The following is a 26,151-nucleotide window of genomic DNA, read 5'->3' on the forward strand; positions in this document are numbered from 1 at the left end:
TCGGATCCGATACCGGCCACCGCGGGCGCGCACACGCCGGACGGCGGCCCCTGCTTCAGGATCAGGGTGACCGGGGCGGTCCGCATGTGGACGGGGCGCGCCGCGGCCGGTGCCCGGCGCGCCGGTCCGCCGGGAGGTGGCCCGTCACCCCGCGCCCCGGGCCAGGTGGGCGCCCCGCTCCAGCACCTCGGTGAGCATCGGCGCGGTCAGCCGCCCGGTGAAGGTGTTGCGGCGGCTCGGGTGGTAGCACCCCAGGACGTGCAGCGGGCCCCGGCCGCCCCCGCCGTCCAGCGTCACCAGCCCGCCGTGCCGGAACGCCGGCCGCGGGCGCGGCAGCCGCCACCCCGCCGCCGCCAGCACCGGCCACAGCGCCTGCCAGCCGAACGCCCCCAGCACCACCACCGCCCGCAACCCCGGCGCCAGCAGCGCCAGCTCCGCCGCCAGCCACGGCCGGCAGGTGTCACGCTCGACGGGGGTCGGCCGGTTCTCCGGCGGCGCGCAGTGCACCGGCGCCGTGATCCGCACGCCGTACAGCTCCAGCCCGTCCCCGCGGTGCGTCGCCGCCGGCTGCGAGGCGAGCCCCGCGGCGTACAACGCGGCGAACAGGAAGTCCCCGGCGTCGTCCCCGGTGAACATCCGCCCGGTACGGTTCCCGCCGTGCGCCGCCGGGGCCAGTCCCACCACCGCCAGCGACGCGTCGGCCGGGCCGAACCCCGGCACCGGCCGCGCCCAGTACTCCTCGTCCCGGAACGCCGCCCGCCGCACCGACGCGACCTCCTCCCGCCACGCCACCAGCCGCGGACAGGCCCGGCAGCCGGTCACCACCGCGTCCAGCTCCGCCACGTCCGCGCAGCGCGCCGCCCGGTACGCCGGGAATCCCGCATCGGCCTCGTCCATCCCCACACCGTAGAACCGCCACCCGGCCCGCGCCCCGCCTCCGTCCGGCGCCCGCCGGATCCGGCCCGTCGCCGCCGCCCGGTACCCCGCCGCCACCCCCTCCACTCGCCGGAGGGCGAACTACACTCGCCGGATGGCGAAGTATTTCGATGTACATCCCGACAACCCCCAGCGCCGCACCCTCGGCACCGTCGCCGAGCTGATCCGCTCCGACGGGCTCGTCGCGTACCCGACGGACTCCTGCTTCGCGCTGGGGTGCCGGATCGGCAGCCGGGACGGCGTCGCCAGGATCCGGTCGATCCGTCAGCTCGACGACCGGCACCACTTCACCCTCGTCTGCCGCGACTTCGCGCAGCTGGGCCAGCTGGTACAGATCGACAACGACGTGTTCCGCGCGCTCAAGGCGGCCACGCCCGGCAGCTACACCTTCATCCTCCCGGCCACCCGCGAGGTGCCGCGCCAGCTCCAGCACCCGAAGAAGAAGACGGTCGGCGTCCGCATCCCCGACCACACGGTCGCCCAGGCGCTCCTGGACGAACTGGGCGAGCCGATCCTCTCCAGCACCCTGCTGCTGCCCGACGAGGACGAGCCGCTGACCCAGGGCTGGGAGATCAAGGAGCGCCTCGACCACGTCGTCGACGCGGTCGTCGACTCCGGTGACTGCGGCACCGTGCCCACCACCGTCATCGACTTCTCCGGCGGCACACCGGAGATCGTGCGCCACGGCGCGGGGGACCCGGACCGCTTCGCCTGACCCCGCCGGCCGCGGCGCCGCCCGGCCCGCTCGGCACGGGTGACCGCGCTCCTCGGCCGCGGCGCCTGCGACGGCCTCGGTAGCCTGATGTCGTCGTACGTCGGGGGGAGCTGACCGTGGGGAACATCTTTTCCGTGGCCGTCGGGGCCGTCATCGGCCTGCTGGGGGTGGTGTTCGGCGCGTGGTTCACCGCGCGTCGGCAGGACCGCATGTGGCTGCGCGAGCAGAAGCTCAAGGCCGGGACCGGCTTCAACACGGCCGTCGTGCAGCTGCTGGACCACCTGAAGGAGACCCGGCTGAGCGGCGACGGCCCGGGCGCCAACGAGTTGGCGAACCGGATGCAGGAAGCCCGCTCGGCCCTCTACCTCCTCTGCGCCGACGAGACCGTCGGCCTCGCCGATGCGCTCGCCCGCCGCGTCTGGAGCACCCGGCCCACCGACGGCAGCGACGACCGCCGGGCCGAGTTCCGCGAGACGTTGGACCTGCTGAGCCGCTTCACCCACCAACTCCGGCAAGAGATCGCCCGATCGTAGCCCCGCCGGACCGCCGGGCGGAGCGGCGGAGCACGCCCGGCGGTGTGAGCTCCGTCCGGAACGGCCCCGGTCCCGGCGCGCAGCCGCCCGCCGCTCGTGCCGTCCGCCCCCGCTGCCCGCACCGCACCCGGCGCCGCCGCTACGCTCGGCGCGTACCACCGCGCCCCGGCCGCCCGGCAGGGGCGCCCGCCCCCGACACCGCAGGGATGTCCGGCCATGCAGCACACCGCAGCCACCGTGGACGCACCGCTCGCCGGGGCCGCGGCGTGAGGGGGGTGCGGGTCCGGCCCGATCCGGCCCTCGTCGGTGAAGTGGTCCAGGTGTCGCTGCCGTTGATGTTCGGCATGGCCGGCAATCTGGTGATGATGCTGGTCGACCGCATCGCGCTGGCCCGCTACTCGGACGCCACCCTCATGGCCTCGGGGCCCGCCGTCTTCACCGGCATGACGCTCATCATGTGCGTCACCGGCATCGCCGGGATCACCCGCTCGTACGTCGCCCAGGCCCACGGCCGCGGCGACGGCGACGGAGCCGCCGAGGAGGGCGCCGCGGGCGTCCTCCTCGCCCTCGGGCTGGCCGCGGCGCTGCTGCTCACCACCCCGCTGATCGTCCGCATCCCGCAGCTCAGCGACCGCCCGGCCGCGAGCACCGCGCTGGAGTCGGTGTTCCTGGCCTGGTCGGTGCGGTTCGGCGCGGTGATGACCGTCAACACCGCGCTCGCCTCGTACTTCAACGGCACCCGCCGCACCCGCGTCCCGATGGCCGTCGGCCTCGTCGGACAGGCCGTCGGCGTGGTGATGGACATCGGTCTGGTCTTCGGCGCCTTCGGACTGCCCGAACTCGGCATGCGCGGCTCGGGCATCGCCACCTTCCTCGCCGTCACCACGATGCTCGTGGGCTATCTGGTACGCCTGCCGCGCTCCTTCTACGCGGGCTTCGCCCGGCTGGCCGCGGGCGGCGTGCGGACGGTGGCCGCGCTGCTCGGCCGCCGGCTGCGCAAGGGCGCCCCGGCCGGCGGCGCCGGCGGACTGGAGGAGCTGGGCCACACCTCCGTCGTATGGATCGCCGGCCTCCTTGGCCCCGTCGCCCTCGCCGCCAACAACGTCGTGCTCTCCCTCAACTACGTGGCGATCATCCCGCTGATCGGCCTGGGCGTCGGCTGCTCCGTGCTGACCGGCAACGCCGTCGGCGACCGCCGCCACGCCCGCATCCCGGCCCTGCTGCGCGCCACGCTCGCCGTCGGCGTGGCATACGTCCTGGTCATCGCCTTCTTCCAGATCTTCCTGCCGACGCTGTTGCTCGCCCCGTTCGGCCTCGACGGCGCCGACGCGGCGACCACGGACGCCGCGGTCGCCGCGTCGCGGGTGGTGTGGATGTACGCGGTGGCGTTCCTCTTCTCGATGGTCGGCGGCGCCGTCCTGGAGAGCTTCGGCCTGACCCGCTTCGTCCTGCTCACCCGGATCGGCGTCGTCTGGGCCCTGAGCATCCCCACCATCCTCGCCCTCGCCCTGACCCACCGCGGCAACTCCGGCTACGTGACGCTCGTCTGGGCCGTCTACGCCCTGTACGAGGGGGTGATGGGCCTCGTCTACTTCCGCCGCATCCGCCGCGCCGTGGCCGCCGGCGAGAACCACCTCATCGCCGCGCAGCCCGCACCGGAGCCGGCCGGCGAGGACGGCGTCCAGCGCATCTGACGCCCCGTCCGGACCCGGAACGGGCGGGGCCCCGCGGACGGTTCGGCCGACCGGGCGCCGCCGGGACGGCGACGGCCTCACCCGCCGGCCGGCGACCGGGCCTGCGCCGTCTCGCGCGGGGCACTCCGCAGCGCGGCCTCCCGCAGATGCTCCGGGGTGCTCCGCGGCGGCCGTTTGCGGACGAAGGCGCCGCGCAGCGCGTGATAGGGAGCGCCCGGGTCGAAGAAGGCGCGGCGCATCCGCGTCAGCTCCTCCGCGCGGTGGGCGGCCAGCGGTTTGACGGCCTCGTCCCGCTCCCGGACCGCCTTCTTGGCCTCGACGCGCCGCTGGATGGGCGACGAGGTGGCGATCCGCGCGGCGAGGTGGGCCACCTCGCCGCCGAACTCCTCCGGCGCGCAGTCGACGACGCGGTCCACCAGCCCGAGGCCGAGCGCCTTGGCCGCCGTCACCGGCAGCGCGCGCCGCATCAGATGCGCCGCCTGCCCGGTGCCGACCCGGCGGGGCAGGGTGTACGTCCAGTACCCGGAGCCGTACAGGCCCATCAGCCGGTGGTGCGGGTTGAGCAGCGCCCCGCCGCGGCACCACACCTCGTCCGCCGCCAGCGCCAGCATCGCCCCGCCCGCCGCGGCGTTGCCGCCGAGCGCGGCGACGACCAGCCGGTCCGTGGTGGTCAAGACCGCCTCCACCAGGTCGTTCAGGGCGGTGACGTTCGCCCAGGACTCCACGGCCGGGTCGGCGGCGGCCTCGATCACGTGCAGATGCATGCCGTTGGAGAAGAAGTCCCGGCCGCCGCCGAGCACCAGGACGCGGGTCGGCCGGGAACAGGCGAAGCGGTACGCCGCGAGCAGCCGCTCGCACCGCTCGGTGCTCATCGCGCCGCCGGGGAAGGAGAAGTGCAGGAAGCCGACGGCGCCGTCCTCCCGGTAGCGGATGTCCGTCCAGGTCCGCCGGTGCCCGGGGAGTCGGAGCGGGGCGGGGACCTCCGGGACGGGCGGCAGCCGCTTGCCGAGCGCGAGGGTGGCCGGCAGTTTGAAGGTGGCCGGGCCGCCCGGGCGCCGCCGGGGCCGCAGTTCGGGGATCCACACCGCGCCGTCCACCGTCGCCCGGCAGATCGCGCCCGCCCGGGTGGCCAGGATCTCGCCCGGGCGGCCGCGCAGCGTGTCCTCACCGCAGCCGCCGTGCAGATACCACTCCTCGCCCCCGAACGCATCCGGCACACCCGGCTGCGAGTCCGCCGCCCGCAGCGTGCGCAGCACGGTCGCGGTGGGGTCCGACGCCCAGTCGATACGCCGCAGGCTCCCATCGAAGCGGGGCCGGACGCGTCCGGCACCCTCCTGCCGCCGGGGCCGGTACCCGCCCGAGGCGAACCGCCGGACCGCGAGCAGCACCGCCTCGACCGCCGCGTCGCCGATCTCGCCCCGGTACAGATCGCTCTTGCCGACCGGCGGCAGCACACAGGGCACGGACGCCCAGACGTCCCCGGCGTCCCCCTCCGCACCGGCCTGCCACACCGTGACGCCCCACTCGCGGGCGCCCTCGTGGATCGCCCGGTCCAGCGACGACGGGCCGCGGTTGTCCACCGGGCCCGGGTGGACGACGAGACACGGATACGCGGACCGGATGTCCCGCGGGATCGCGGTGGTGGGCACCGGCGCGACGATCACCTCCGGCCGGTGCCGCCGCACGGCGTCCCGCAGGAACTCCTCGCCCAGCGCCAGTTCCACCGCCACGGTGTGGCCCGCCTCGCCCAGTTCGGCGAAGACGCGTTGGGTGAGGCTGTTGACCGCGCTCGCGATCAGCAGGATGTGCACCGCTACCTCCCGACCGCCGGGCCCGCACCGATACCGGCCCGGCTGCCGCGATCATCACCCGCCCGGCCCCGGCAGGCGCCGAGCCCCGCCCGCCGGGTCACCTGGCCGGACGCCGGCGGACACCGTGCCGGCGGCGCGACGGCGGGGAGGGGACACCGGACGCGCGGGGGCTACGGGGTCCGGGGCCGCCGGTGCCGGCGCGGCGCGGGCGCGTTCAGCAGCGGGCCCAACCGGCCGCCGCGCAGGGCGGCCACCAGCGGGGTGCCGAGGCGGCGGGCGAGGAGCACGGTGAGGAGGGCGGTGCAGGAGCCGGCGAGCGCGGCGACGGCGACGTCATGGGGGTAGTGGGCGCCGACGTAGACGCGGGAGGCGCCCATGAGTACCGCGGCGAGGGCCGTGACGGCGGCGAGGCGGCGGTGGACGAAGAAGAGGGCGGCGGCGACGGCGAACGCGACGGTGGTGTGGTTGCTGGGGAAGGCGTAGTCGGTGGCCGGCGGGCAGGGCTCGATGAGGAAGTCGTGCGGCAGCGCCCGGCAGGGGCGGGGCTCCTGGAAGAAGGACTTGACGGCGTCGTTGACCAGATAGGCGAGGGCGACGGCGACGGGGGCGAAGAGCGCCGCGGCCATGGTGCGGTCGTCGGCGCCCCGGGCGAGCCACCAGCCGGCCAGCAGGAGGACGGCGAAGACGGCGATGCCGTAGCTGGTCCAGGCGAAGGCCGGGCCGTTGAGCCAGTGGGTCCGGTGGGCGAGATCGGTGACGGAGGTGTACCAGTCGCCGTCGATCGCGGCACCGTTCAGACCGGGTGCGGCGGCGGGAGAGGAGGGCATGGGGTGTGTGTTCTCCGGTGGTTCGGGACGTGACGGGGCCACGGGCACGGGAGCCCGGGGCCCGCCGGGAGCGGGACGGGGCGGGCACGGCGCAAGGTGGGGGAGCGGGTCGCGCGGTGGCCCACGGGGCGGGTTGCCGCGCTTCAGCGCCACGCCGCACCACCCGGGGCACGGCAGCGGTGCGGGGAGCGTGGGGAGTGCGGGGGAGTCGTCGGGCCGGGCGCGACGTCGGGCGGAGCGCCGGTGATGAGCGGGCCCCGGCCGCAGGGCCGCACCGGGAAATCCCGCGCGGACTTCCGCCCGGCCCGCCTCCGTGGGGACACCACGACGCACCACTCCCTACTCGCGGGCGCCCGGAAGCGGGCGCGTCTGTCGCGCAAGCAGGGACTGTTGGCGGCGACGACGCCGCAGTTCGGGTACGGCGAGCCCCACCGCCGCGTAACGCTCCCACCTGGGGCGTCACCAGCGGTAAGGGTAGCGCGCCCCGCAGCGGCCGGCGGTGCGCCGCCGCTGTCGGGCGCGGTATCGGGCAGCGGTCCCGGCGCCGAGGGGACCGCATCGGCTCCGGCTCCCGGTCCCCGCAGGCGCTGCCCGGGCAGGAGGCGACGGGCCAGGGCGGTCCGGTCGCCCTGACCGGGCGGGTCAGGGCCGGGAGGAGTGCTCCTCGGCCGGAAGTTCGTTGTCCAGCCAGGTGAGGAAGGAGAGCGCCGAGCCGCCGAAGTGCTCCCGTATCCGTGCCTGGATGGCGCGCAGCGCATGGCCGGGGACGAAGTTCCCTTCCGTGGGCTGACCGCAGCCGCAGGCGCAGTGCCGGGCCCGCAGCCGTACCTCCTCGGGCAGCTCGCCGTAGGCGACGCTGTTGCGCGAATCGTTGTGCAGCGGATCGACCTGGTGGGCGTAGCGGTCGTAGATCGGGTGTCCGGTCGTCAGGAGCGTGCCCCACAGCGCCTTCTTCCGGCCGCGGTCGGTGCCGTGCACGGTCACGTCGGTGATCTCGGCGATGGCCCGCACCCGGCCCTCGCCCACGATGAGGGCGTACCGCTCGCGCCGGACCATCCGCAGGTCCAGGCGCCACACCCCGCGGCCGGCGTCCCATGCCTCGCGCTCGGTCATACGGGGGAAGTAGCCGATCGAGTGCCGGTTCAGCGGGTCGCCGGTCACCCGCTCGTAGTCACCGATCCTGATCCGGATCGCCATGCGGCGCCTCCACGGTAGTTGGGTGCCACTGCCCGACGGCGCCGTGCCCCAGGTGGCCCGGTCCCCGGGTGGGCCGGTCCCGGCCGGCGATGGCGGGAGCGATCCCGGTGGCGGAGGCCGTGCCGGCGCCGTCCGACGAGTGGGTGCCGGCCGGGGGCCGTGTGACCCCCGGCCGGCGTCACAGCTCAAAGCCGCGCCCGCCGGCACCCGGCCGATGCGCACTCCCGTTCCTCGTACAAAGCCGGGTTCCGGGGCGCTCGGCCACGGCCGGGGACGCGGTCGGTCACGTGGCCGGGCCGGCTCCGTCCGCGTGCGGCGCGATCAGGCTGTCGGCGAAGGACTTGCCGTCGAGCAGGTCGGCCTGCGACGGGAAGACCGATTCGAGCAGCGTGTGGTGGGCGGTCGCGTCGGGGTCGGCGCAGACGTCCGAGAGCACGATCACCCGGTAGTCGCGGTCGGCCGCGTCACGGACGGTGGACAGTATGACGCCCGTGGTGCTGACCCCGGCCAGGACCAAAGTGTCGATCCCGCGCTCCCGCAGGAAGGCGTCGAGGTGCGTCGTGCTGAACGCGCCGGTCCGGGTCTTGGTGAAGATCGCGTCGTGCGGCCCCGGCTGGACCTCGGGAGCGATGACGGTCTCCGGGGAACCCTCCGCGAAGAGGTGGTGGGCGGCCGCCGGGGCGAAGGTCTTGTTGTACTCCGAGATGCCCTTGTAGTCCTCCTCGGTGAAGGCAACCCGTACATAAACGACCTGGATACCGGCGGCCGTGGCCGCCTCCCTGGCCTGCTTGGCCCGCTGCACCAACTCGGCAGGGTCGGGGAGGAGGCCGAGGATGCCCGCCTGCAGATCCATGAGCAGTAAGGCCGTGCGGTGCGGCGTAAAGGTGAGGGCGTCGGTCATCGTGGTCTTTCCTTTCGATCGCTCCAACGGACGTGCACAGTCCCGGCGTCGGGCGCGGGCCCGACTGCAGCGGCCCGCCGGGTGGGGCCGGGGCGCGGGCGGAGAGACCCGCACCCGGGTCAACGGGTGTGCGCCGGCAGCTTGTCGAGGACGGTGGCCAGCAACAGCGCCGTGGCGAGCCCGGCCAGCGCGAACCCCAGGACGTGCAGCCCCGCGTCGCCGGCGGTGTTGCCGAGCGCCAGGCTCACCAGGCTCGCCGACATGATGGCGCCGAGGTTGGTGGAGGTGCGCAGCAACCCCGAGGCCACACCGACCTGTTCGGCGGGGGACTGGGCGTAGAGGACGGTCTGGTTGCCGACGGAGCCCAGGCCGGTCGTCACCCCGAACAGCAGCGTCACCGCCGCGATCACGACGACGGGCGTGCCGCGGCCGAACGTCACCATCGCCAGCGACCCGACCAGCGCCGCGGCCGCCGCGGCGATCAGCGGTCCGCGGACGAGCTGCCGGCGCGAGAACGGGACGGTGACCACCGAGGCCAGGAACGACATGGGCAGCAGCAGGAGGCTGACCGTGATGGCCGACATCCCCCGGCTCTCCGCCAGCCACTGGGACAGGCCGTAGAGGATGCAGTACGGCACCAGCAAGGTGGCCCCGACGCGCAGATAGGTCATGCTCAGCGGGCGGTTGCGGGCGAGCATCCGCACATCGATGAAGGGCAGCCGGGCCCTGCGCTCCCAGAGCACCAGCGCGAGGGCCGCCACGAGGGTCGCGGTCAGCATCAGCCAGTCCGGGTGGGCCAGATCGCCGCAGAACAGCAGCGCGCAGGTGACCGCGGAGGCGAACAGGACCATGCCCAAAGGGTCCAGCCGGCTGAGCAACGACGCCGAGGCGCGCGTCGTCGCGCCGCCGTCGGACGGGACCCAGCAGAGGGTCAGCACGATGCCGATCAGCGCCATCGGCACATTGACCAGGAACGTCGCCCGCCAGTCCGCCACCGCCACCAGCGCGCCGCCGATCGGCAGCCCCACGGCCGCGGTCACCAGCCCGGCGGCCGACAGCGCGCCCAGCGTGCCGCCGACCTTCACCTCCGGATGGCGCTCGGCGAACCGCCGCACGATCATCATCGCCGTGGGGTAGCCACCGGCCGTGCCGATGCCGAGCAGCACCCGGGCCACGGTCAGCGTCGCCAGATCCGGCGCCAGGGTGCCCAGGACACCGCCCGCGCCGACCAGGCACAGCCCGGCGAGGAACACCCGCCGCGGTCCGAACCGCTCGGCGAGCCGGCCCATCGTGGGCTGGGCGATCGCACTGGCGAGGTAGAGGGACGACACGAGCACCGTGGTCGCCGCGATGTCCACCCGGAGCGACTTGGCGATGGGCACCAGGGCCGTCGCCAGGATGGAGCTGTTGATGGGGTTGAGGGCCGAGCCCACCAGCAGCGGGGCGACCAGACGCCACCCGGGTGTCCGCACCGGGCCGCCGGCCGCCGCCGTCGTGGCGCGGGTTAACTCACCGCTCACCGCGCACCCCCGTGGACACCCCTGCGGCGCATGCTCACGACCGGGCCGACGGTGCTCTCGACGAGCCGTCCCATCAGCTTCACGGCCGCCGCCAGCTGCTCCTGCTCCTCGGGGGACAGCTCCTCCTCGATCGCCGCCCTGAGCCAACGGGCGTGCAACTCCAGCAGATCGGTCACCAGCGCACTGCCGCGCTCCGTACCGGAGAGCAGCACCCGGCGGCCGTCGTTCTCATCGGGGCTGCGCCGTATCAGACCGGCCTCCTCCAGCCCCGTCAGCGTCTGCGCCATCGACTGGGGGCGCATGTACTCCAGGGCGGCCAGTTCGCTCGTGGTGATCGGCCCCTCGCGCACCACGCGGTAGAGCGCCGTCAGTTGGGGACGCGACAGCCCTTCGGCCTCCACGCCCGACTCGGCCCGGATACGGCCGCGCAGCAGGCGCATCGCGAAATCCAGGTCCATGGCCAACGCTGCCAGATCCATCGGTCCGTCATCACCACTTCGCCAAGTGAACAGGTAGCCTGCACAATATATCTCTTCAGGCTACCTGTCCATTTGCGGAGGCGGTGGCGATCGGGGGCCCGGAAGGCAGCGGTGCCGCGGCGTCAGAGAGCGGTCCAGCCCCCGTCGATGACGTAGCCGGCGCCGTGCACGAACGAGGATTCGTCGCTCGCGAGGAACAGCGCGAGGTGCGCGATCTCCGGGGGCTGCGCATGCCGCCGGGCGGGCACGCTGCGGACGGTCTCCAGCACGGCGGCGTCCCCCCGCTCCAGGATCGGCCGCGTCATCGGGGTCTCCACGGCGCCCGGCAGGATCGCATTGGCCCGCACCCCCTGCGCGCCGTGGTCGGCGGCGAGTTGCCGGGTGAACCCGAGCACGCCGTGCTTGGACGAGGTGTAGGCGATCCCGCCGCCGCCCGCCACCACCCCGGAGATCGAGGAGGTGTTGACGACCGTGCCGCCGCCGTCGAGGAGCGCGGGCAGCAGCGCCTTGGTGACGAGGAACATGCCCTTGAGGTTGATGCCCAGGACGCGGTCCCACTGCTCCTCGCTCGTCTCCGGCACCGATGCGTAGTGGTCGAAGACGCCCGCGTTGTTGACCAGCACGTCCACCCGCCCGAACGCGGCCAGCGTGCGTGCGGCGGCCCGGCCGACCGAGGCGCTGTCGGCGACGTCAACCGCGTACGCCGCGGACCGCGCGCCGCGCTCTTGCACCGCATCGACCGTACCGGCGGCGTCCTGTGCGTTCACGTCCCAGACGGCGACCGCGGCGCCCTCCGCCGCGAACCGCTCGGCGACGGCCCGGCCGATACCGGATCCGGCACCGGTGACCACCGCCACCTTGCCTTCGAGGCGACCGATCACGACATTCTCCTTCGGCTGAGGGGAGGGGAGGAAGAGGGAACGGGAGGGCGCGCGGCCCGCTACAGCGCGGTGAAGCCGCCGTCGACCGGCAAGGTCGCACCGGTGACATAGGAACTGCGGTCGCTGCACAGCCAGGCGGCCGCCTCGGCGGTCTCCTCGGGATCCGCCGTACGCGGCTGGGGCGTCGTACGGTGCAACTCCTTCTCCATCTCGGGGTTCTGGGCGTACCACTGCGCCACCAGCTCGCTGCGGGTGGTGCCGGGGGCGATGGCGTTGACCCGGATGCCCTGGCCGCCGTATTCCGCGGCGGCGGCCTTGGTCAGCCCGATGACCGCATGCTTGGAGGCGATGTACGGGGCCGCGACCGGCGACGCCACCAGCCCGCCGACGCTGCTGGTGTTGACGATCGCGCCACCGCCCCCCTTCTCCAGCATCGCCGCGATCTCCGGCCGCAGGCAGTTGAAGAGGCCGCGGACATTGGTGTCCATGACCGGGTCGTACGCCTCGTCCGCCATCAGGTGCAGCGGGGTGCGGCCGGTGGCGTAGCCCGCGTTGTTGAAGGCCGCGTCGAGCCGGCCGAAGCGCTCCACGGTGAAGTCCACGGCGCGCCGCATGTCGGCGGCCCGGCTCACGTCGGCGACCACGTACTCCGCAGCCAGGCCCGCCTGCCGCAACTCCTCGACCAGGGCCGCCAGGCGGTCCTCGCGGCGTGCGAGGAGGACGACGGCGGAGCCCTCGTGTGCGAAGACCCGCGCCGCGGCCGCGCCGATGCCGCTGCTGGCACCGGTGATCAGACTCACCTTGCCGGACAGAATGCCGTCTTTATCGGTCATGTCCAGACCGTTCCTTTCCAGTTCGTCGGGGTGGTACCCAGGGGCGGTACTCGGGGGCGGTGCGTCACCCCGGAGCCATGCGGAGGGCTCCGTCGAGACGGATGGTTTCGCCGTTCAGCATCGGGTTGGCCACGATGTGCAGCGCCAGCTCCGCGTACTCGGCCGGGGCGCCGAGCCGGGCGGGATGCGGCGTCCGGGAGCCGAGTTCGGCGCGCGCCGCCGCCGGTACGTTCGCGAGCATCGGGGTGTCGAACAGCCCGGGAGCGATGGTGACCACGCGGATCTTCAGGGCGGCGAGATCGCGGGCGACCGGCAGTGTCAGGCCGACGATGCCGCCCTTGGAGGCGGCGTACGCGGCCTGGCCCGTCATGCCGTCGAAGGCGGCGACGGAGGCGGTGTTGATCACGACGCCGCGCTCACCGCCGATGACGTCGGCCTGCCCCACGCGCTCGGCGAAGAGCCGGATCACATTGAACGTGCCGATCAGATTGACCCGGATGACGTCGCTGAAGTCCGCCAGCGGGAACACCCCGCGGCGGCCGACGGTCTTGACGGCGTTGCTGATGCCGGCGCAGTTGACGACGGTGCGCAGCGTGCCCAGTTCCTGGGCGACGTCCAGCGCACCGCCGACGTCCTCCTCGCTGCTGACGTCCGCGGCGACGAAGACGGCTTTGCCGCCGAGCCGTTCGGCGACGGCCCGGCCCTTGGCCCGCGACGGACCCAGGAGGACGACGCGGGCACCGGCCCGCAGGAACCGCTCCGCGGTGGCCAGCCCGAGACCGGAGGTGGCGCCGGTGACCAGCGCGACGCTGCCCGCGATGTTCACCGCACGCCCCGGCCGGCGGGCAGCTCGTCCCGCGCCTGCCCGGGCGCGGCGGCCGGGCTCTGCCAGGTGATGACGCCGGCGCCCCAGGAGAGGCCCGCGCCGAAGGCCGTCAGCCCCAGGACGGCACCGGGGTGCAGCAGTTGCTGTTCCCTCGCATGGGCGAGGGCCAGCGGGATGGAGGCGGAGGAGGTGTTGGCGACCTTGTCGACGTTGAGGAAGACCCGGTCGGCGCGGACGCCGAGGCGGCGCCGGACGGCGTGGACGATCCGGGCGTTGGCCTGGTGGGCGACGAAGAGATCGAGGTCGTCCGGGCCGAGGCCGCACCGTTCGAGCACCAGTTGGGTGTGGCCGGCCATCAGGTCCACGGCGCTCTCGAAGATCTCCCGCCCGCGCATCCGGAGCAACTTGTCCTGCTTCACGTAGAGCAGGTCGATCCGCCTGCCGTCGGAGCCGAGCGCGAAGGACGGCCGCAGCCCGCCGTCCGTCCGCGACACGACGACCGCGCCCGCGCCGTCGCCGAGCAGCACCGCGGTGTTGCGGTCGGTGTGATCGGTGATCCGGGAGAGCGCCTCGGCGCCGCAGACCAGGACGTGGTCGGCGCGCCCCGACTCGATCGCCGCGCTCGCGTGGTCCAGCGCGTACAGGAACCCGGAACAGCCCGCGCTGACGTCGAAGGCGGCCGGCCGGTCGATGCCCAGCCCGGTCGCGACCTCGACGGCCATGCCCGGGCTGATCCGGTCGGCCGTGGAGGTGGCCACGACCACCTGCCCGATGTCGCGCGGGGCGACGCCGGCGTCCGCCAGCGCCCGGGCGCAGGCGTCCGTGGCCAGCTCCGCCAGGCTGGCGTCCGCGGCCAGCCGGCGGCGTTCCCGGATGCCGGTGCGCTGGACGATCCACTCGTCGGAGGTGTCGAGGTGAACGAAGTCGTGATTGCTCAGGACCTGCTCGGGCAGCGCCGCCCCGGCGCCGGCAAGTGTGACGGTCATGGCACCCCCTAGAGGCCGGCCTTCGCGTAGATGGCGTTGAGCGCTTCCCGGAGGCTCTGGGCCTCCTCCAGGTCCGCGGCGTGCACCTCGATGCCGAACTCCCTGTTGACCGCCTGCCCCAGCTCCGTCACATGGAGCGAGTCCACCCCCAGGTCGTCGAACGAGGCGTCGGGGGTGATCTGCTCCCGGTCGATGCCGAGTTTCTCCAGCACATCGAGGACGAATGCGTTGACGGATTCCTTGCCGCGAGAGGGAACTGCCATGGAAAATCACGCTCCTTGAGGGTGGATTTCGATGACCGGAACGGCGTGCGAACCGGAAGCTATACCGGTGAATAAATGACCGTCAAGCCCTGTCCGCCGTACCCGGAAAAGCATTTTCCGGCATGCCGGACAGCCCGTTCCCGCAGGGAAAGGGGGCCGGTGGAATTACCCGGGCGAAGGCGTCGCGAATTCTTCGCATGCTGCGCGACGAGCGGGCCGGTCTCCCTTCCCTTGGATTTCCCTCACCCCCTTCTCTCAGGGGGTGAGGACGACTTTCCCGAAGACCGCGCCGTCCGACATGGCCCGGAAGCCCTCGCGCGCCCGGGACAGCGGCAGCACCCGGTCGATCACCGGCGTGAGCCGGCTTCGTACGCAGAAGCGGGAGAGCCGCGCCAGCTGGTCCCGGCTGCCGAGCGTGCAGCCGGCGATGGTCAGTTGCCGGAAGAAGACATGGTCCAGCCCCGCGGGCGGCAGCGCTCCGGTGGTCGCGCCGCTGACCACGATGCGCCCGCCGTCGCGGACGCTGCGCAGCGAGTGCTCCCAGGTGGCCTCGCCCACCGTCTCCATCACGGCATCCACCCGGGACGGCAGCCGCGCACCGGGCGCGAAGGCCGCCTCGGCGCCGAGCGCCTCGGCCTGCTTGCGGCGCCCCGCACTGCGGCTGGTGACCCAGACGCGGTACCCGGCGGCCGACCCGAGGACGATCAGGGCGGTCGAGACCCCGCCGCCCGCGCCCTGCACCAGGACGGTGGCGCCGGGCTCCAGCGCCGCCCGGTCGAAGAGCATGCGGTAGGCCGTCAGCCAGGCCCCGGGAAGGCAGGCGGCGTCCTCGAAGGACAGGCCCGCCGGCTTGGGCACGAGGTTGCCCCGCGGCACGGCCACCCGTTCCGCGAACGTGCCGTCGTGCCGCTCGCCCAGCACGGACCAGCGCGGACCGGCGTCCTCCCCGCGGGGGCGTGCGCCGTCCCCGATGACCGAGTGGACGATGACGGGATTGCCCTCCTCGTCCACCCCGGCGGCGTCCGAGCCGAGGATGACCGGGATGCGCTGGTACGAGGGGCCGACGCCGCGCAGGGTCCACAGGTCGTGGCGGTTGAGCGCGGCGGCGCGGACCGTCACGGTCGTCCAGCCGGCGGCGGCCACGGGCTCGCCCCGCTCGCCCACGTCCAGGCAGCCGAGCGGGTCTTGGGCGTCGGTGCGCACGGCCGATACGGCGAGCATGCTCAACCCCGCCCGTCGTACCGGAAGCAGGCCGAGCCCCACAGGAAGCCGGCGCCGATCCCGGACATCATCAGGAGGTCGCCGTGCCGGACCCCGCCCGCCATGGCCTCGTGCAGCACGGTGAACATGCTGGCCGCCGCGGTGTTGCCGAACCGGCCAACGGTCGTGGGCGCGCGTTCGGCGGGTACCCCGAGGCTCTGCATCGCCTCGTTGATGATGTTGAGATTCGCCTGGTGCAGCAGGAAGTACCGCACCTCGTCCAGCTCCACCCCGGCGCGCAGCGCCGTCTGCCGGATGCTGTGCGGCAAGCGGCCGGTGGCCATGTTCCACACGGACTTGCCGAGCATCTTCAGGTACTGGTCACGGCCGCCGGCGGCCTCCTGGCCGGCGGGCCGGCGGGAGCCGCCCGCGGGGATCTCCACGTCGTAGGAGAGTTCGTCGCCGGTGTCCCAGGACAGCAGCCCGAAGCCCGGGGCGCCCGGGCCGAGCAGCACCGCACCGGCGGCGTCACCGAGGAAGACGCGGGTGCCGCGGTCCTGCGGGTCCGTGGCGCGCGATCCGGCGTCGGCACCGATGACCAGGATGCGGGAGTAGGAGTCGTTCTGCAGGAGATGGGCGGCGACGAGCAGCGCGTAGATCCCGCCGGAGCAGGCCGCCTGGGTGAGGTCCAACGGGATGGCGCGGTGTGCGCCCAGCGCCTGTTTGACCATCAGCGCGGTGGAGGGCAGCGGCTGGTCCGGGGTGAAGGTCGTCAGCACGACGGCGTCCAGCTCGGCCGGGGCGACGCCACCGCGGGACAGCGCCTGCCGGGCCGCCTCGATGCTCATGTCCGAGGTGGCCATGCCCGGTTCCAGGAAACGCCGTTCCCTGATTCCGGTACGGGAGGTGATCCAGGCGTCGGAGGTGTCGAGCGTTCGGGTCAATTCCTCGTTGGTCACCACCCGGGGCGGTACGTAAAGGCCGGTCGAGTGGATCCCGACGGGGCGTTTGAGTCCGGCCGCGGGATTCGGCGGCCGGGGGGCCGGTTTTTCCCCGGGTATTTCTCGTGTCGTCGGAATCAGGCCGTGCGGCATGGGAGAACTCCGTTCGGTCAACTGGTGGCGGGGCGGCGAAAGGCCGTCTTTTCCCTGGCGATACGCAGGGGAATTCCGGCGCATGCGGTGACTGCGGCGGCTGTCGGGCCTTGCCGTTGTTCCGGCGTCGGTGCGGTACGTCCGCTGCCGCGGCTCGCGCGCGGCACGGCCGCCGGTCCGGGCGGCCGTACGGGCGCGACGGCTCCGCGCCCGGGGACCGGAGCGCGGCACGGCGGAACGGGAGTGCGGAGCGCCCGGCGCGCCGGGCGCCGGGGAGCGAAACCCGTACCGGGGCTACCGGCCGGGTGTCAGGGATGGGTGACGAACTCGCCGAATCCCGGTGTCGGCAGGCGCAGTTGGGCATGGATGTCCGAGCCCAGGCCGTGGTGGCCCACGGCGCCGCCGTAGCTCATCTGGTAGCTCATCCAGAGGACGACGAAGTTGACGATCCGGTTGCCGGCCGCCGGGGAGCCGGGCGCCGGGAAGGGGTGGGGGAGCCGGGCGTAGTAGCTGCCGTTGCCCTCCTCGTCCGCCACGAAGACATTGGGGACACCGAACGGGCTCGGGTGCGACGGGCCGTCCGGATCGAGGTCGCGGCGGCGGATCGCCATGACGGTGTAGAGGCTGTTCGGGATGAGCCCGTGGAACGTCCCCCGGAAATCCGCCGCGGTCCCCTCCTCCGCCACCGTCACCGTGAGGCGCCCGCGCGCCTTGACCCACTGCCCCAGCGTCACCGGCTCGGTCACCTTGGGCCCGTCCTCGGGCTGCAGGTCCGGGATCGGGACCTGGTGGAACGGATGGCTCGGGCGCACCACGGAGAACGGATCGGGCTGCTGCTCCGGGGCCATCACGGCCGTGTAGTTCGAGCACGGCAGGGGCAGCGGCAAGGTGCAGAGCACCATCTCCGCGTCCTTCGCGGAAAGCGCGGAGGGCAGCTCCCGGACGATCCGGTAGGGCGCGTTCGTCCCGAAGGGCGGCAGCACGCTGTCGGCGGCGACGAGCGCCCGTCCCCACTCGGTCGCCACCTCTCCGGCGGAGCGGGCCCGGTTGATCCCGCCGATCACCACGAAATGCCCGTCGGCGTTCATGACCTCGCTCGGCGGATAGAGCGGGCCCTGCGTCGTCATGCTCAGCTCGTACGAGCGCGAATGCGTCATCGGAGGGCCTCCCCGCCGGACACCCGGCGGTAGATCCGGGTGTAGAGCCCCTCGTCGGTGACGAACCGGGGGTGCGCCTGCCGGGCGATCTCCGCATAGCGCTCCGACGCGAACGTCGGCAGGTACTCCTCGGGCGGGCAGGAGAACCCGGAGAGGAACAGGACGCCGGGCTCCGTGCTCAGCAGGGAGTGGTACGCGAGGAACGCCTCGATCCGCTCGGACTTGAGGACCTCGGCGAAGATGGTCCCCTCCCGCCAGGTCAGGTACTCCTCGTGCACCGGCGGCCTGACCTCGACATGGCGCAGCTGGAGGTACGGCGTGTCCGGCAGCTCTCCGGCGGCGGGCTTCGGCGCCGTCACGAACTCCAGCACCTGACGGCGGACATCGCCGGTGGACAGCGGGGCCAGCGCGGTGTGCAGCTCCTTGTGGCGGTCGGTGTGGGCGGTGAGATCGGCGAGGCGGGCCAGCGGAGTCAGCTCCAGGATGGCCGGCGCCTCCGTGCTCTCGTAGAGCACGCTGCCGCTCTCCCCGGCGGCGCGGGTGTGCTCCTGCCAGCGGGCGAGCGCCTCCCGGGAGGCCTCTCGTTCCACGGGTACCTCTGTCACCAGAAGCAGGGGGGAAGTCATCGCACGCGTTCCCTTTCATGAGGTCCATGGCAATGGGGTGCTGCCGGTCGCGTCCGGCGGGTCATTCGGCGGCCGCGAGTCCGGGCGGCGCGGGCAGCCGCTTGAGCGCGTACCGCACGGCCCGCTCGGCGCCGCGGCGCTCCTTGCGCGCCATCACCGCACCGGGCAGCGCCGTACCCGTCATCCGTACGGTGGCGACGTGCAGCGCGGCCTGCCGGAGAGTGACCTCCAGGTCGAACAGCAGCAGTTCGGGGTCGCTCAGGTCCGCCCGCAGGACCTCGCAGTCGAGGGTGGCCTCCAGCGGGAAGAGGAAGTTGCGGAAGCTGGTCTCCAGGCGGGCGAAGACATGGCTGTAGCGGTGCTCCGGCCGCCGGCAGGTGTAGTAGCGCTCGCACACGGCGACATACATCTGCCGCGCGGCTTCCAGCACGACCATGCCCTGCACATGGCTCGCCTGGTGATCGAGCTGCATCTCCTGGTCGTTGTGGAGCCGCAGGCAGGCGCGGAAGGAGGTCTCGGAGCGGCGGGTCAGCCCCGCGAGGAGCACATTGCTCTCGCGGTGCTTGTGCGTCTCGGTGTGGTTGCCCAGCCGACCCCGCGGGCTGCGTTCGATCACGGTGCGCCGGGGGGAGTCGCAGCGCTGCAATTCCTCTTGTATACGGTCCCAGTCGTAGGCGGTGATCCCTTGTCCCTCGGCGAGGAGCAGGGCGTTGCCGCCGTCCGCGTTCCGGTATGCGCCGGCCCGTAATTGGTCGATGAACCGGGAGACGGTAACGGCGGAAGTCTGGTCGGCGAAAGCACCGTAACGGTCGCCGACGATGAAGAGGGCGGTGGTTTCACTTTCTGACATGCGAGAATTCCATTCATCACATGGCCGGCAGGCGCCGGCACCCGTGCGCCGTTGCACGGTGTGTGCGCCACTGAATTCCGGGAGAGGCCGCAAAGTGCTCCGGAGGCACCGCCGAGGCGTTTCCTGCCGCACCCGACAAGCGGTCAGGAGCGGCGTAGCGGTGCGCCTTTCCGGGGGCCGCGCGTGAGATTCACGTCGTGGTCACGCTTCTTCCCCTTTTCCGGAAGGGGGAATGCGGGAAGCGGAGTGCTCAGGGGTCCGTTCTTCCGGTTCCGTCCCGGCGTCCGCCCGTCATCGGCAGGACGCTGCCGCCGTGGCGCCGGACGTGGGCGCACAGCACCGGGTCGTCCCCGACGGCCACCGGGTGCCCCACCGAGGACAGCATGCCGAGATCGCTGGAGTGGTCCCCGTACGCCCAGCAGTCCGCCGCCGGGAGCCCGAACTCGGCGATCGTCCGGTCGACGGCGACGGCCTTGGCCTTGCCGATCATCGCCGTCCCGACCTCGCCGGTGAGCGTTCCGTCCGCGCTGACCAGCGGAGTCGAGCACAGGATCAGGTCCACCCCGAGGTCCTCGGCGAGCGGCTCCAAACAGGCGGCGAAGCCGCCCGAGACCAGGACGGTGCGGTCGCCCGCGGCTTGGTGACGGGCGAGTGCGCGGACGGTCGCGGTGACGAACGCGTCCGGCCCCATCCGGTAGGCGGCGTACCACTCCCGGCCGGCGGCCAGGAGTCCGGCGGCGGGCACGCCCGCGAAGAAGGTGTAGTAGGCGCGGTTGCCCTCCTCGCGGGGCAGCCGCGCGGCCATCTCCCGTAGCGCGTCGGCTCTTCGCCGGTACAGCGTGCCGTCGTCCCCGTTCCGCGCCAGCCAGTGGCGCAGAAAAGCAAACATACTTTTTACCGTGATGAGCGTTTCGTCGACATCGAAGAATGCTGCGGACCGCGGGCTTCCGCCCGCCGGACGCCGTTCCCGCACGGCGTATCCCTCGTGTGTGAATTCCGGTGGTAATCCGGCCCCATCACTCACAGCGCCTACCTTCGTCGGGCGATGCAAATCCACCCGGGTGGAAGGAAATCCCGTGGGCCAGGCATCACCGAAGTGCGTGTCGTGTCCCTTCAGTCTCAGCCCTCACAGGAGCCGACGCAGCTTACCTTTCGGCCAGCTTCAAAAGTCGGGGAGGTCTCCCGTACAAGCGTTGCCGGTAAGTGGCGGGCAAACTTTCCGGGGCTGACGGGAAACATCCGGGACGACAACTCCGTACGCCTCCGCACCGGCGAAGGGGCATGTCCGGCGGGCCCCGGCGCCGTGCGGTACGGCCCGCGGACGGTGCGGCGGCACGGCCGGGCCCGCGGACACCGGTCCGCCGGTCGGCGATCAGGTGTCCGCGGGCCCGGCCGGCCGCAGGTCAGCCGCCGGTCACCTGCCGCCACAACCGGTCGCCGTCCCCGTCGAGCACCTGCCGGCCGAGCCGCTGCTGCCAGGCCCGTTCGCCCCCGTCCTCGTCGCGCCAGGACCACATGCGGGTGGTGGCCAGGTGGAGCGGGCTGAGCTGGGTGAAGCCGATCGCGCCGTGCAGCTGGTGGGCGATCCGGGTGATCTCGGCGACCGAGGCGGCGGCCTGCGCGGCGGCGACCCACGCCGGGAACTCGGCGGAATCCGGCCCAACCAGCGCGGACGCGGCCGCCTCCACGGCCGCGGCGACCAGAGCCGCCTCCTCGATGAGTTTGGCCTCCTCCTGCCTGACCGCCTGGAATTGACGGAGCGGCCGGCCGAACTGCCGGCGGGCGGCGGTGTGCGCGACCGTCAGCTCGACGCAGCGGCGGGCCGCACCGGCGATCAGGGCGGCGCGCGCCAGGCCACACCGCCACGCGGCCTCCCTCACCAGCGCCTTCGGAACGCGGCGGACCCGCTCGGCGGGGACGGTCACATCGAGCAGGACGAGGTCGTCCCGGGGCTCGCCCGCCAGGTTGGTGCCCGCCACCTGCCGCCACTCGGCGGCTTCCAGGAGGAGGAGCACCGGTCCGCCGTGCGGTCCCTCGGTCAGCACGGCCGCGGCGCCGGCGGCGCGCGCCCACGGCACCCGGTGCAGCGTGCCGCTCACCCGCAGGGCGTCGTCGGTGCCCGCCGCTCCCACCGGTCCGACCCGGCTGCCGGTGTCCACATGGGCGAACCGCACATCGAGCGGGCCGCTCGCAACCGTCAGCGGCCCGTCCGGGACGGCGATCCCGGCCGCGGCCAGCAGCGGGCGGGCGACGAGCAACGTCTCGGCGAGCGGCCCCGGGGCGCCGCCGTGGCCGGCCTCCTGAGCGAGGGCCACCAGGGTGGCCGGGGAGGTGCCGAGCGGCGGCAGGGCGCCGGCGGCGTGTGCGGCGGGGGACTCGGTGCTCATCGGGACCTCTCCTGACCTCGGGTGATGATGCTGCGCAGGATCTCGTTGGTGCCGCCGCGCAACGTGTACCCCGGCGCGTGCAGAATCGCGGTGGCCAGCAGCTCGGGGTAGCTGCCCGGGGTGGCGTCGGAGCGGGCGGCGGTCGGCAGGATCTCGCGGACCTCGTTGACGAGTTCGCCCTCGAAGCGGGTCCCGAGATCCTTGACCAGCGCCGCCTGCACGTCGGCCGGCCGGCCGGCCGCGAGCGCCGTCGCCACCCCCAACGACAGCTGCCTGAGGGACGACAGGCGCGCCGTGAGACGGCCCACCCGGGCCTGCTGCCCAAGGTCGCCCCCGCCGTTTCGCCGCACCTGCTCCACCAGCGCGGTCAGCAGCGGCAGCGTGGACAGGAAACGCTCGGGCCCGCTGCGCTCCAGGGCCAGTTCGCCGGTGACCTGCCGCCAGCCGTCACCGGGGCGTCCGAGCAGGGCGTCCGGGGCGAGTTCGACGCCCTCCAGACGGCAGGAGTTGAAGGTGTGCTCACCGCTGAGCAGCCGGATCGGCTCGACGTGGACGCGGGGATCGCGCAGATCGACGAGGAACTGGCTCAGCCCGGCGTGCCGGTCCTCGGCGTCGTGGGTCCGGGCGAGCACGATCGCGTGGTCGTTGACGTGCGCACCGCCCGTCCACATCTTGGTGCCGGTCAGCCGCCAGCCGCCGTCGGTCCGCTCCGCGCGCGTCTGCACCGAGGCCAGGTCCGAGCCGCTGTCCCGCTCGCTCATCCCGATCGAGAAGAAGCACGTCCCGGCGGCGATCCGGGGCAGGAAGCGGTGGCGCTGCGCCTCGGTGCCGTGGCGCAGGATGGTGGGGCCGGCCTGCCGGTCGGCGACCCAGTGGGCCGAGACCGGGGCGCCGGCGGCCAGCAACTCCTCGATGACGACATACCGTTCGAGGTCGCTGCGCCCGCCGCCGCCGTACGCCCGCGGCAGCGTCATACCGACCCAGCCGCGCCGGGCCAGCCGGCGGGTGAACGCCGGGTCCCAGCCGGTCAGCCAGGAATCGGGCCGCCCGAGGACGGTGCCGGCGGCGCGTTCCGCGGTGAGGAAGTCGCGGACCTCCTGTCGCAACTGCCGGACGCTCGGGGGAAGGTGTACGGCCCTGAGGTCGAGGGCGGAGAAGGGCATGGGGTGCTCCTTGGGGAGTCCGTGGTGTGCGGTGGTGGTCAGGCGCCCGTGAAGCGCGGGCGGCGGCGCTCTCGGCGGGCCCGGACGCCCTCGCGGAAGTCGTCGGTGGTGGTCGTCACCGCCTGGGCGAGCCCCTCCCAGGTCAGCGCCTGCTCGACGGTGAGCTGCCCCTGCGCCAGGCCGCTCTTGGTCAGCCGGACCGCCAGCGGGGCCGCGGCGGCGATCTCGTCGGCCGTATCGAGCGCGGCCCGCAGCACCTGACCGGCGGGGAGCGCCTCGTGCACCATGCCGAGGGCGGCGGCCCGCGCCCCGCTGATCAGCCGCCCGGTCAGCAGCAGTTCCCGGGCCCGCGCCGGGCCGACGGCCTCGGCGAGCAGGGCGGTGGTGGCCATGCCCGGGTGCAGGCCGAGGTGGACGAACGGCGCGCCGAGCCGCGCCTCGGCCGCGGCGTACCGCAGGTCGCAGGCGAGGGCCAGGGCCAGTCCGGCGCCCACCGCATGGCCGTTGACGGCCGCGACGGTGGGGACGGGCAGGTCGCGGACGGCCAGCCAGGTCCGGTAGAAGTCCGACAGCCGGTCCCGGGCGTCGGGGAGGTCCTGGCCGTGCCGGTCGGCGAGTTCTCCCAGATCGGCGCCGGAGCAGAAGGCGGGGCCGGTGCCGGTGATCACCACGGCGCGCAGTTCGGGGGTCCGGCGCAGGGACCGCATCGCCTGCCGCCACTGCGCGGTCAGCCGCGCGGTCATCGGGTTGCGTGTGGCGGGGCGGGAGAAGGTGAGCACCGTGACGCCGTTCGGCCGGTGCTCGATACGCAGCGGTTCCCGGTCGCCGGGCGTCGTTCGTGCGTCCGGTGCCGTCGGTTCGTCCAGGGGCGGTTGCTCGTTCACGGGTCCTCGATTCGGTCCACGGGAGGGGGACGGGTGCGTGCGGGGTGCCGGTGGCTGACGGCTCGCCGCTCAGGCGGACGGCCGGTGGCCGATCTCGGCGAGGACCTCTTCGGTGTGCTCGCCCAGGTGCGGGCAGTGCCGGTGCACGCCGGCCGGTGTGGCGCCGAAGCGCACGGGCTGGCCGATGAGGCGGTAGCCGCCCTCGGTGGGGTGCTCGGCTTCCCGGAGCAGACCGCCTTCGGTGGCGTAGGCGCTGGTGGCGGCCTCGGCCAGGCTCAGCACCGGGGCGGCGGGGATCTGGGCCGCGGTGCAGAACTCCTGCCATTCCGCCGTCGTGTGGCGTTCCGTCAGCTCCCCGAGCAGGACGTAGAGCGCGTCGGCGTTGCGGGCGCGGGCGGCGTACGACGCGAAGCGAGGGTCGTCGGCCAGTTCCGGGCGGCCGACATGGGCGAAGAAGTCCCGCCAGTTGCGGTCGCTGTAGGGCAGCAGGCACATCCAGCCGTCCGCCGTGCGGGAGGCCGTCCGGCGGGGGCTGAGCGCCCGCGGGTAGCCGATCGGCCCGTCGGGCGGGGTGAGGGTCGCCGCCGCCAGATGTTCGACGAGGTTGAAGGCGAGCATGGTGTCGGCCATCGGCACCTCGATGTGCTGGCCCTGGCCGGTGCGGTCGCGGTGGTGCAGCGCGGCGAGCACCGACTGGACGATCACCAGGCCGCAGATCTTGTCGGCCAGCACCGTGGGCACGTAATAGGGGACGCCGCTGACCTGCTCGTTCAGCCACACCAGACCGGAGGCCGCCTGGACGACGTCGTCGTAGGCCGGGCGCCCGCCGAGGGCGGAATCGCTGCGGAAGCCCTGGGCGTTGAGGTAGACGAGGCCGGGGGCCGCTGCCGCCACGTCCTCGTAGGTCAGACCGAGGCGGCGCAGGGCCTGCGGGCGGACGTTGGTGAGGAAGACGTCGGCGGTCGCGAGCAGGGCGAGCAGCGCGTCGCGGCCGTCCGGGGCCTTGAGGTCGAGTACGACGCTGCGCTTGTTGCGGTTGAGGTTGAGGGTCATCACCCCCATGCCGGGGCTGCGGGTCGGCGGGTAGTGGCGGGTCAGATCGCCGGTCGGGGGCTCGACCTTGATCACGTCCGCCCCGAGGTCGCCGAGCTGCTGGGCCGCGTACGGGCCCATGATCACGCCGGCCAGCTCGACCACCCGCACGCCGTGCAGCGGGCCGACGCCGGCGTCCGCTTCCCGTCCTGTTGTCATGGCACGTCTCCGATCTCCCTCGGGACCGGCTTCGCACGCCGGGCCGTCGACGGTCAGTCAAATCCGCGGCGTCCGATATCGTCCAATACTTCCTACTGGCAGCACCCATATCCTGTGGCATATGGAACTGACCCAGCGCCTCCTTGAGCAGGTCGTCGTGCTGGCCGAGGAGCAGCACTTCGGCCGCGCCGCCGAACGGCTCACCATGCGGCAACCACCGCTCAGCCAGGCGATCCAACGACTGGAGCGCGGCCTCGGGGCCGCCCTGTTCGAACGGCTGCCGCGCGGTGTCCGGCTCACCCCGGCCGGCCGCGCGTTCGCCGAGGACGCCCGGCGGCTGCTCGAAGCGCAGGCCGCGGCCGTGGACCGGGCCCGGCGGATCGCCGGCGGGCACGAGGGCGAACTGCGGCTCGGCTTCATCAGCAGCCTCGGCTACGGCCTCCTGCCGCGCCTGCTGCGCCGCACCCGCGAGGAACTGCCCGGCCTCCGGCTGCACCTGGGACAACACCCCTCCGCGGAGCTGATCGACCTGCTCCGGGCCGGGGCCCTCGACCTCGCCCTGGTCCGGCTGCCCGTCACCGGCACGGAACGGCTGACCGTCCGGCGGATCGGCGTGGAACGGCTGGTGGTGGTCCTCCCCGAAGACCATCCGCTCACCGCCGCATCCCGCCTCGATCTGCGGGAACTCGCCGAGGAGCAGTTCGCGGTGCCCAAGCCGGGCGCGCTGCCCGCCCTCTCCGAACAGATCGCCCTCGCCTGCGCACAGGCCGGCTTCACCCCCAGGCCGGGCGGCCGGGCGGACGACCTGCCGGGGCTGCTCAGCCATGTCGCCGCCGGTCTGTGCCTGGCGCTCGCCCCCGAGCAGGTCCGCACCCTGGGCATCCCGGGCGTGGTCCACCGCCCCCTGCACGGCGACTCCCCCTACCTGGAGACCGCGGTCGCCGCCGTGCACCGCGCGGACGGCCCCGACGCCGCCGTACAGCAGGTCCTGAAGCTGATCGACGCCTGCCACCCGCCGGGCGGAACCGGGCCGGACAGCTGAGGTCAGCCGGCCTCGGCCGCACACCGGGGAAACGGGGCGGGGCCCGGCTCCTACCGGGTCCAGGGCGATGCCGTGCGGCTGCTCCGCGGGGCGCG

The 26,151-nt window shown here is 73.6% G+C and carries 26 protein-coding genes; 4 read left to right on the forward strand and 22 right to left on the reverse strand.

From position 1 onward, the window contains the following. Positions 1–144: 144 nt before the first annotated feature. A complete protein-coding gene (locus ABT345_RS30320) occupies positions 145–897 on the reverse strand; it encodes a uracil-DNA glycosylase (RefSeq protein WP_345080729.1) in 753 nt (250 codons plus the stop codon). A gap of 133 nt (positions 898–1,030) precedes the next feature. Here ABT345_RS30320 and ABT345_RS30325 point away from each other — a divergent pair, with 133 nt between their 5' ends. The 3 genes from ABT345_RS30325 to ABT345_RS30335 all read left to right on the forward strand — a co-directional run bounded on the left by ABT345_RS30325 (position 1,031) and on the right by ABT345_RS30335 (position 3,878). Then, on the forward strand, positions 1,031–1,651 hold the full coding sequence (locus tag ABT345_RS30325; protein WP_345080726.1) for an L-threonylcarbamoyladenylate synthase: 621 nt from the start codon (positions 1,031–1,033) through the stop codon (positions 1,649–1,651). 116 nt (positions 1,652–1,767) lie between these two features. Continuing rightward, positions 1,768–2,184: a hypothetical protein gene (locus ABT345_RS30330; protein ID WP_345080723.1), complete on the forward strand. Its 417-nt coding sequence runs from the start codon at positions 1,768–1,770 to the stop codon at positions 2,182–2,184. Between the two features lie 266 nt (positions 2,185–2,450). Continuing rightward, positions 2,451–3,878, forward strand: coding sequence for an MATE family efflux transporter (locus ABT345_RS30335; protein ID WP_345080720.1), 1,428 nt, complete (start codon positions 2,451–2,453; stop codon positions 3,876–3,878). Positions 3,879–3,955: 77 nt separating this feature from the next. On the opposite strand, the gene ABT345_RS30340 is transcribed toward ABT345_RS30335, so the two are convergent. The 21 genes from ABT345_RS30340 to ABT345_RS30440 form a co-directional block, all read right to left on the reverse strand. Next, entirely contained in the window at positions 3,956–5,689 is a 1,734-nt protein-coding gene (locus ABT345_RS30340) for an enoyl-CoA hydratase-related protein (protein WP_345080717.1), read from the reverse strand. A 170-nt stretch (positions 5,690–5,859) separates the two neighbouring features. Next, positions 5,860–6,516: a phosphatase PAP2 family protein gene (locus ABT345_RS30345; protein WP_345080713.1), complete on the reverse strand. Its 657-nt coding sequence runs from the start codon at positions 6,514–6,516 to the stop codon at positions 5,860–5,862. Positions 6,517–7,158: 642 nt separating this feature from the next. Then, positions 7,159–7,713, reverse strand: a complete 555-nt coding sequence (locus ABT345_RS30350; protein ID WP_345080710.1) for a hypothetical protein — start codon at positions 7,711–7,713, stop codon at positions 7,159–7,161. A 283-nt stretch (positions 7,714–7,996) separates the two neighbouring features. Then, a complete protein-coding gene (locus ABT345_RS30355; protein ID WP_345080707.1) occupies positions 7,997–8,614 on the reverse strand; it encodes a cysteine hydrolase family protein in 618 nt (205 codons plus the stop codon). A gap of 119 nt (positions 8,615–8,733) precedes the next feature. Beyond that, on the reverse strand, positions 8,734–10,134 hold the full coding sequence (locus ABT345_RS30360; protein WP_345080704.1) for an MFS transporter: 1,401 nt from the start codon (positions 10,132–10,134) through the stop codon (positions 8,734–8,736). Beyond that, a complete protein-coding gene (locus ABT345_RS30365; RefSeq protein ID WP_345080702.1) occupies positions 10,131–10,613 on the reverse strand; it encodes a MarR family transcriptional regulator in 483 nt (160 codons plus the stop codon). Before ABT345_RS30365 ends, ABT345_RS30360 begins: the two co-directional genes overlap by 4 nt. A gap of 122 nt (positions 10,614–10,735) precedes the next feature. Beyond that, positions 10,736–11,494: an SDR family NAD(P)-dependent oxidoreductase gene (locus tag ABT345_RS30370; protein ID WP_345080699.1), complete on the reverse strand. Its 759-nt coding sequence runs from the start codon at positions 11,492–11,494 to the stop codon at positions 10,736–10,738. 59 nt (positions 11,495–11,553) lie between these two features. Next, positions 11,554–12,327: an SDR family NAD(P)-dependent oxidoreductase gene (locus tag ABT345_RS30375; RefSeq protein ID WP_345080695.1), complete on the reverse strand. Its 774-nt coding sequence runs from the start codon at positions 12,325–12,327 to the stop codon at positions 11,554–11,556. A 64-nt stretch (positions 12,328–12,391) separates the two neighbouring features. Beyond that, positions 12,392–13,153, reverse strand: coding sequence for an SDR family NAD(P)-dependent oxidoreductase (locus ABT345_RS30380; RefSeq protein WP_345080692.1), 762 nt, complete (start codon positions 13,151–13,153; stop codon positions 12,392–12,394). Beyond that, positions 13,150–14,139 (reverse strand): beta-ketoacyl-ACP synthase III, encoded by a 990-nt coding sequence (locus tag ABT345_RS30385; protein ID WP_345080690.1) that lies wholly within the window; start codon positions 14,137–14,139, stop codon positions 13,150–13,152. The genes ABT345_RS30380 and ABT345_RS30385 overlap by 4 nt, the downstream gene beginning before the upstream one ends. Before the next feature lie 8 nt (positions 14,140–14,147). Continuing rightward, positions 14,148–14,402, reverse strand: a complete 255-nt coding sequence (locus ABT345_RS30390; protein ID WP_345080687.1) for an acyl carrier protein — start codon at positions 14,400–14,402, stop codon at positions 14,148–14,150. A gap of 255 nt (positions 14,403–14,657) precedes the next feature. Next, positions 14,658–15,623, reverse strand: a complete 966-nt coding sequence (locus ABT345_RS30395; protein WP_345080684.1) for a zinc-binding dehydrogenase — start codon at positions 15,621–15,623, stop codon at positions 14,658–14,660. 2 nt (positions 15,624–15,625) lie between these two features. Further along, the gene (locus tag ABT345_RS30400; RefSeq protein WP_345080681.1) at positions 15,626–16,696 is read right to left on the reverse strand and encodes a 3-oxoacyl-ACP synthase III family protein; all 1,071 of its coding nucleotides are present in this window, start codon (positions 16,694–16,696) and stop codon (positions 15,626–15,628) included. Positions 16,697–17,004: 308 nt separating this feature from the next. Further along, the gene (locus ABT345_RS30405; protein ID WP_345080678.1) at positions 17,005–17,853 is read right to left on the reverse strand and encodes a hypothetical protein; all 849 of its coding nucleotides are present in this window, start codon (positions 17,851–17,853) and stop codon (positions 17,005–17,007) included. Further along, on the reverse strand, positions 17,850–18,443 hold the full coding sequence (locus ABT345_RS30410; protein ID WP_345080675.1) for a hypothetical protein: 594 nt from the start codon (positions 18,441–18,443) through the stop codon (positions 17,850–17,852). Before ABT345_RS30410 ends, ABT345_RS30405 begins: the two co-directional genes overlap by 4 nt. 97 nt (positions 18,444–18,540) lie before the next feature. Then, complete coding sequence (locus ABT345_RS30415) at positions 18,541–19,329, reverse strand: AfsA-related hotdog domain-containing protein (RefSeq protein WP_345080672.1); 789 nt, start codon at positions 19,327–19,329, stop codon at positions 18,541–18,543. A gap of 250 nt (positions 19,330–19,579) precedes the next feature. Next, positions 19,580–20,353 carry an HAD family hydrolase gene (locus ABT345_RS30420; RefSeq protein ID WP_386458568.1) on the reverse strand — a complete coding sequence of 258 codons (774 nt, stop codon included), beginning with the start codon at positions 20,351–20,353 and terminating at the stop codon, positions 19,580–19,582. A 379-nt stretch (positions 20,354–20,732) separates the two neighbouring features. Continuing rightward, positions 20,733–21,716: an acyl-CoA dehydrogenase family protein gene (locus tag ABT345_RS30425; protein WP_345080666.1), complete on the reverse strand. Its 984-nt coding sequence runs from the start codon at positions 21,714–21,716 to the stop codon at positions 20,733–20,735. Beyond that, a complete protein-coding gene (locus ABT345_RS30430; RefSeq protein ID WP_345080662.1) occupies positions 21,713–22,879 on the reverse strand; it encodes an acyl-CoA dehydrogenase family protein in 1,167 nt (388 codons plus the stop codon). The genes ABT345_RS30425 and ABT345_RS30430 overlap by 4 nt, the downstream gene beginning before the upstream one ends. Before the next feature lie 38 nt (positions 22,880–22,917). Next, positions 22,918–23,763 (reverse strand): enoyl-CoA hydratase/isomerase family protein, encoded by an 846-nt coding sequence (locus ABT345_RS30435; RefSeq protein ID WP_345080659.1) that lies wholly within the window; start codon positions 23,761–23,763, stop codon positions 22,918–22,920. A gap of 69 nt (positions 23,764–23,832) precedes the next feature. Next, positions 23,833–25,014 carry a CaiB/BaiF CoA transferase family protein gene (locus ABT345_RS30440; RefSeq protein ID WP_345080656.1) on the reverse strand — a complete coding sequence of 394 codons (1,182 nt, stop codon included), beginning with the start codon at positions 25,012–25,014 and terminating at the stop codon, positions 23,833–23,835. A gap of 121 nt (positions 25,015–25,135) precedes the next feature. On the opposite strand from ABT345_RS30440, the gene ABT345_RS30445 reads away from it, so the two are divergent. After that, the gene (locus ABT345_RS30445; RefSeq protein ID WP_345080653.1) at positions 25,136–26,056 is read left to right on the forward strand and encodes a LysR substrate-binding domain-containing protein; all 921 of its coding nucleotides are present in this window, start codon (positions 25,136–25,138) and stop codon (positions 26,054–26,056) included. Positions 26,057–26,151 lie beyond the last annotated feature (95 nt).

Source organism: Streptomyces sp. NPDC000404 (assembly GCF_040300365.1).
GTDB classification, from domain to species: Bacteria; Actinomycetota; Actinomycetes; order Streptomycetales; family Streptomycetaceae; genus Streptomyces; species Streptomyces ramulosus.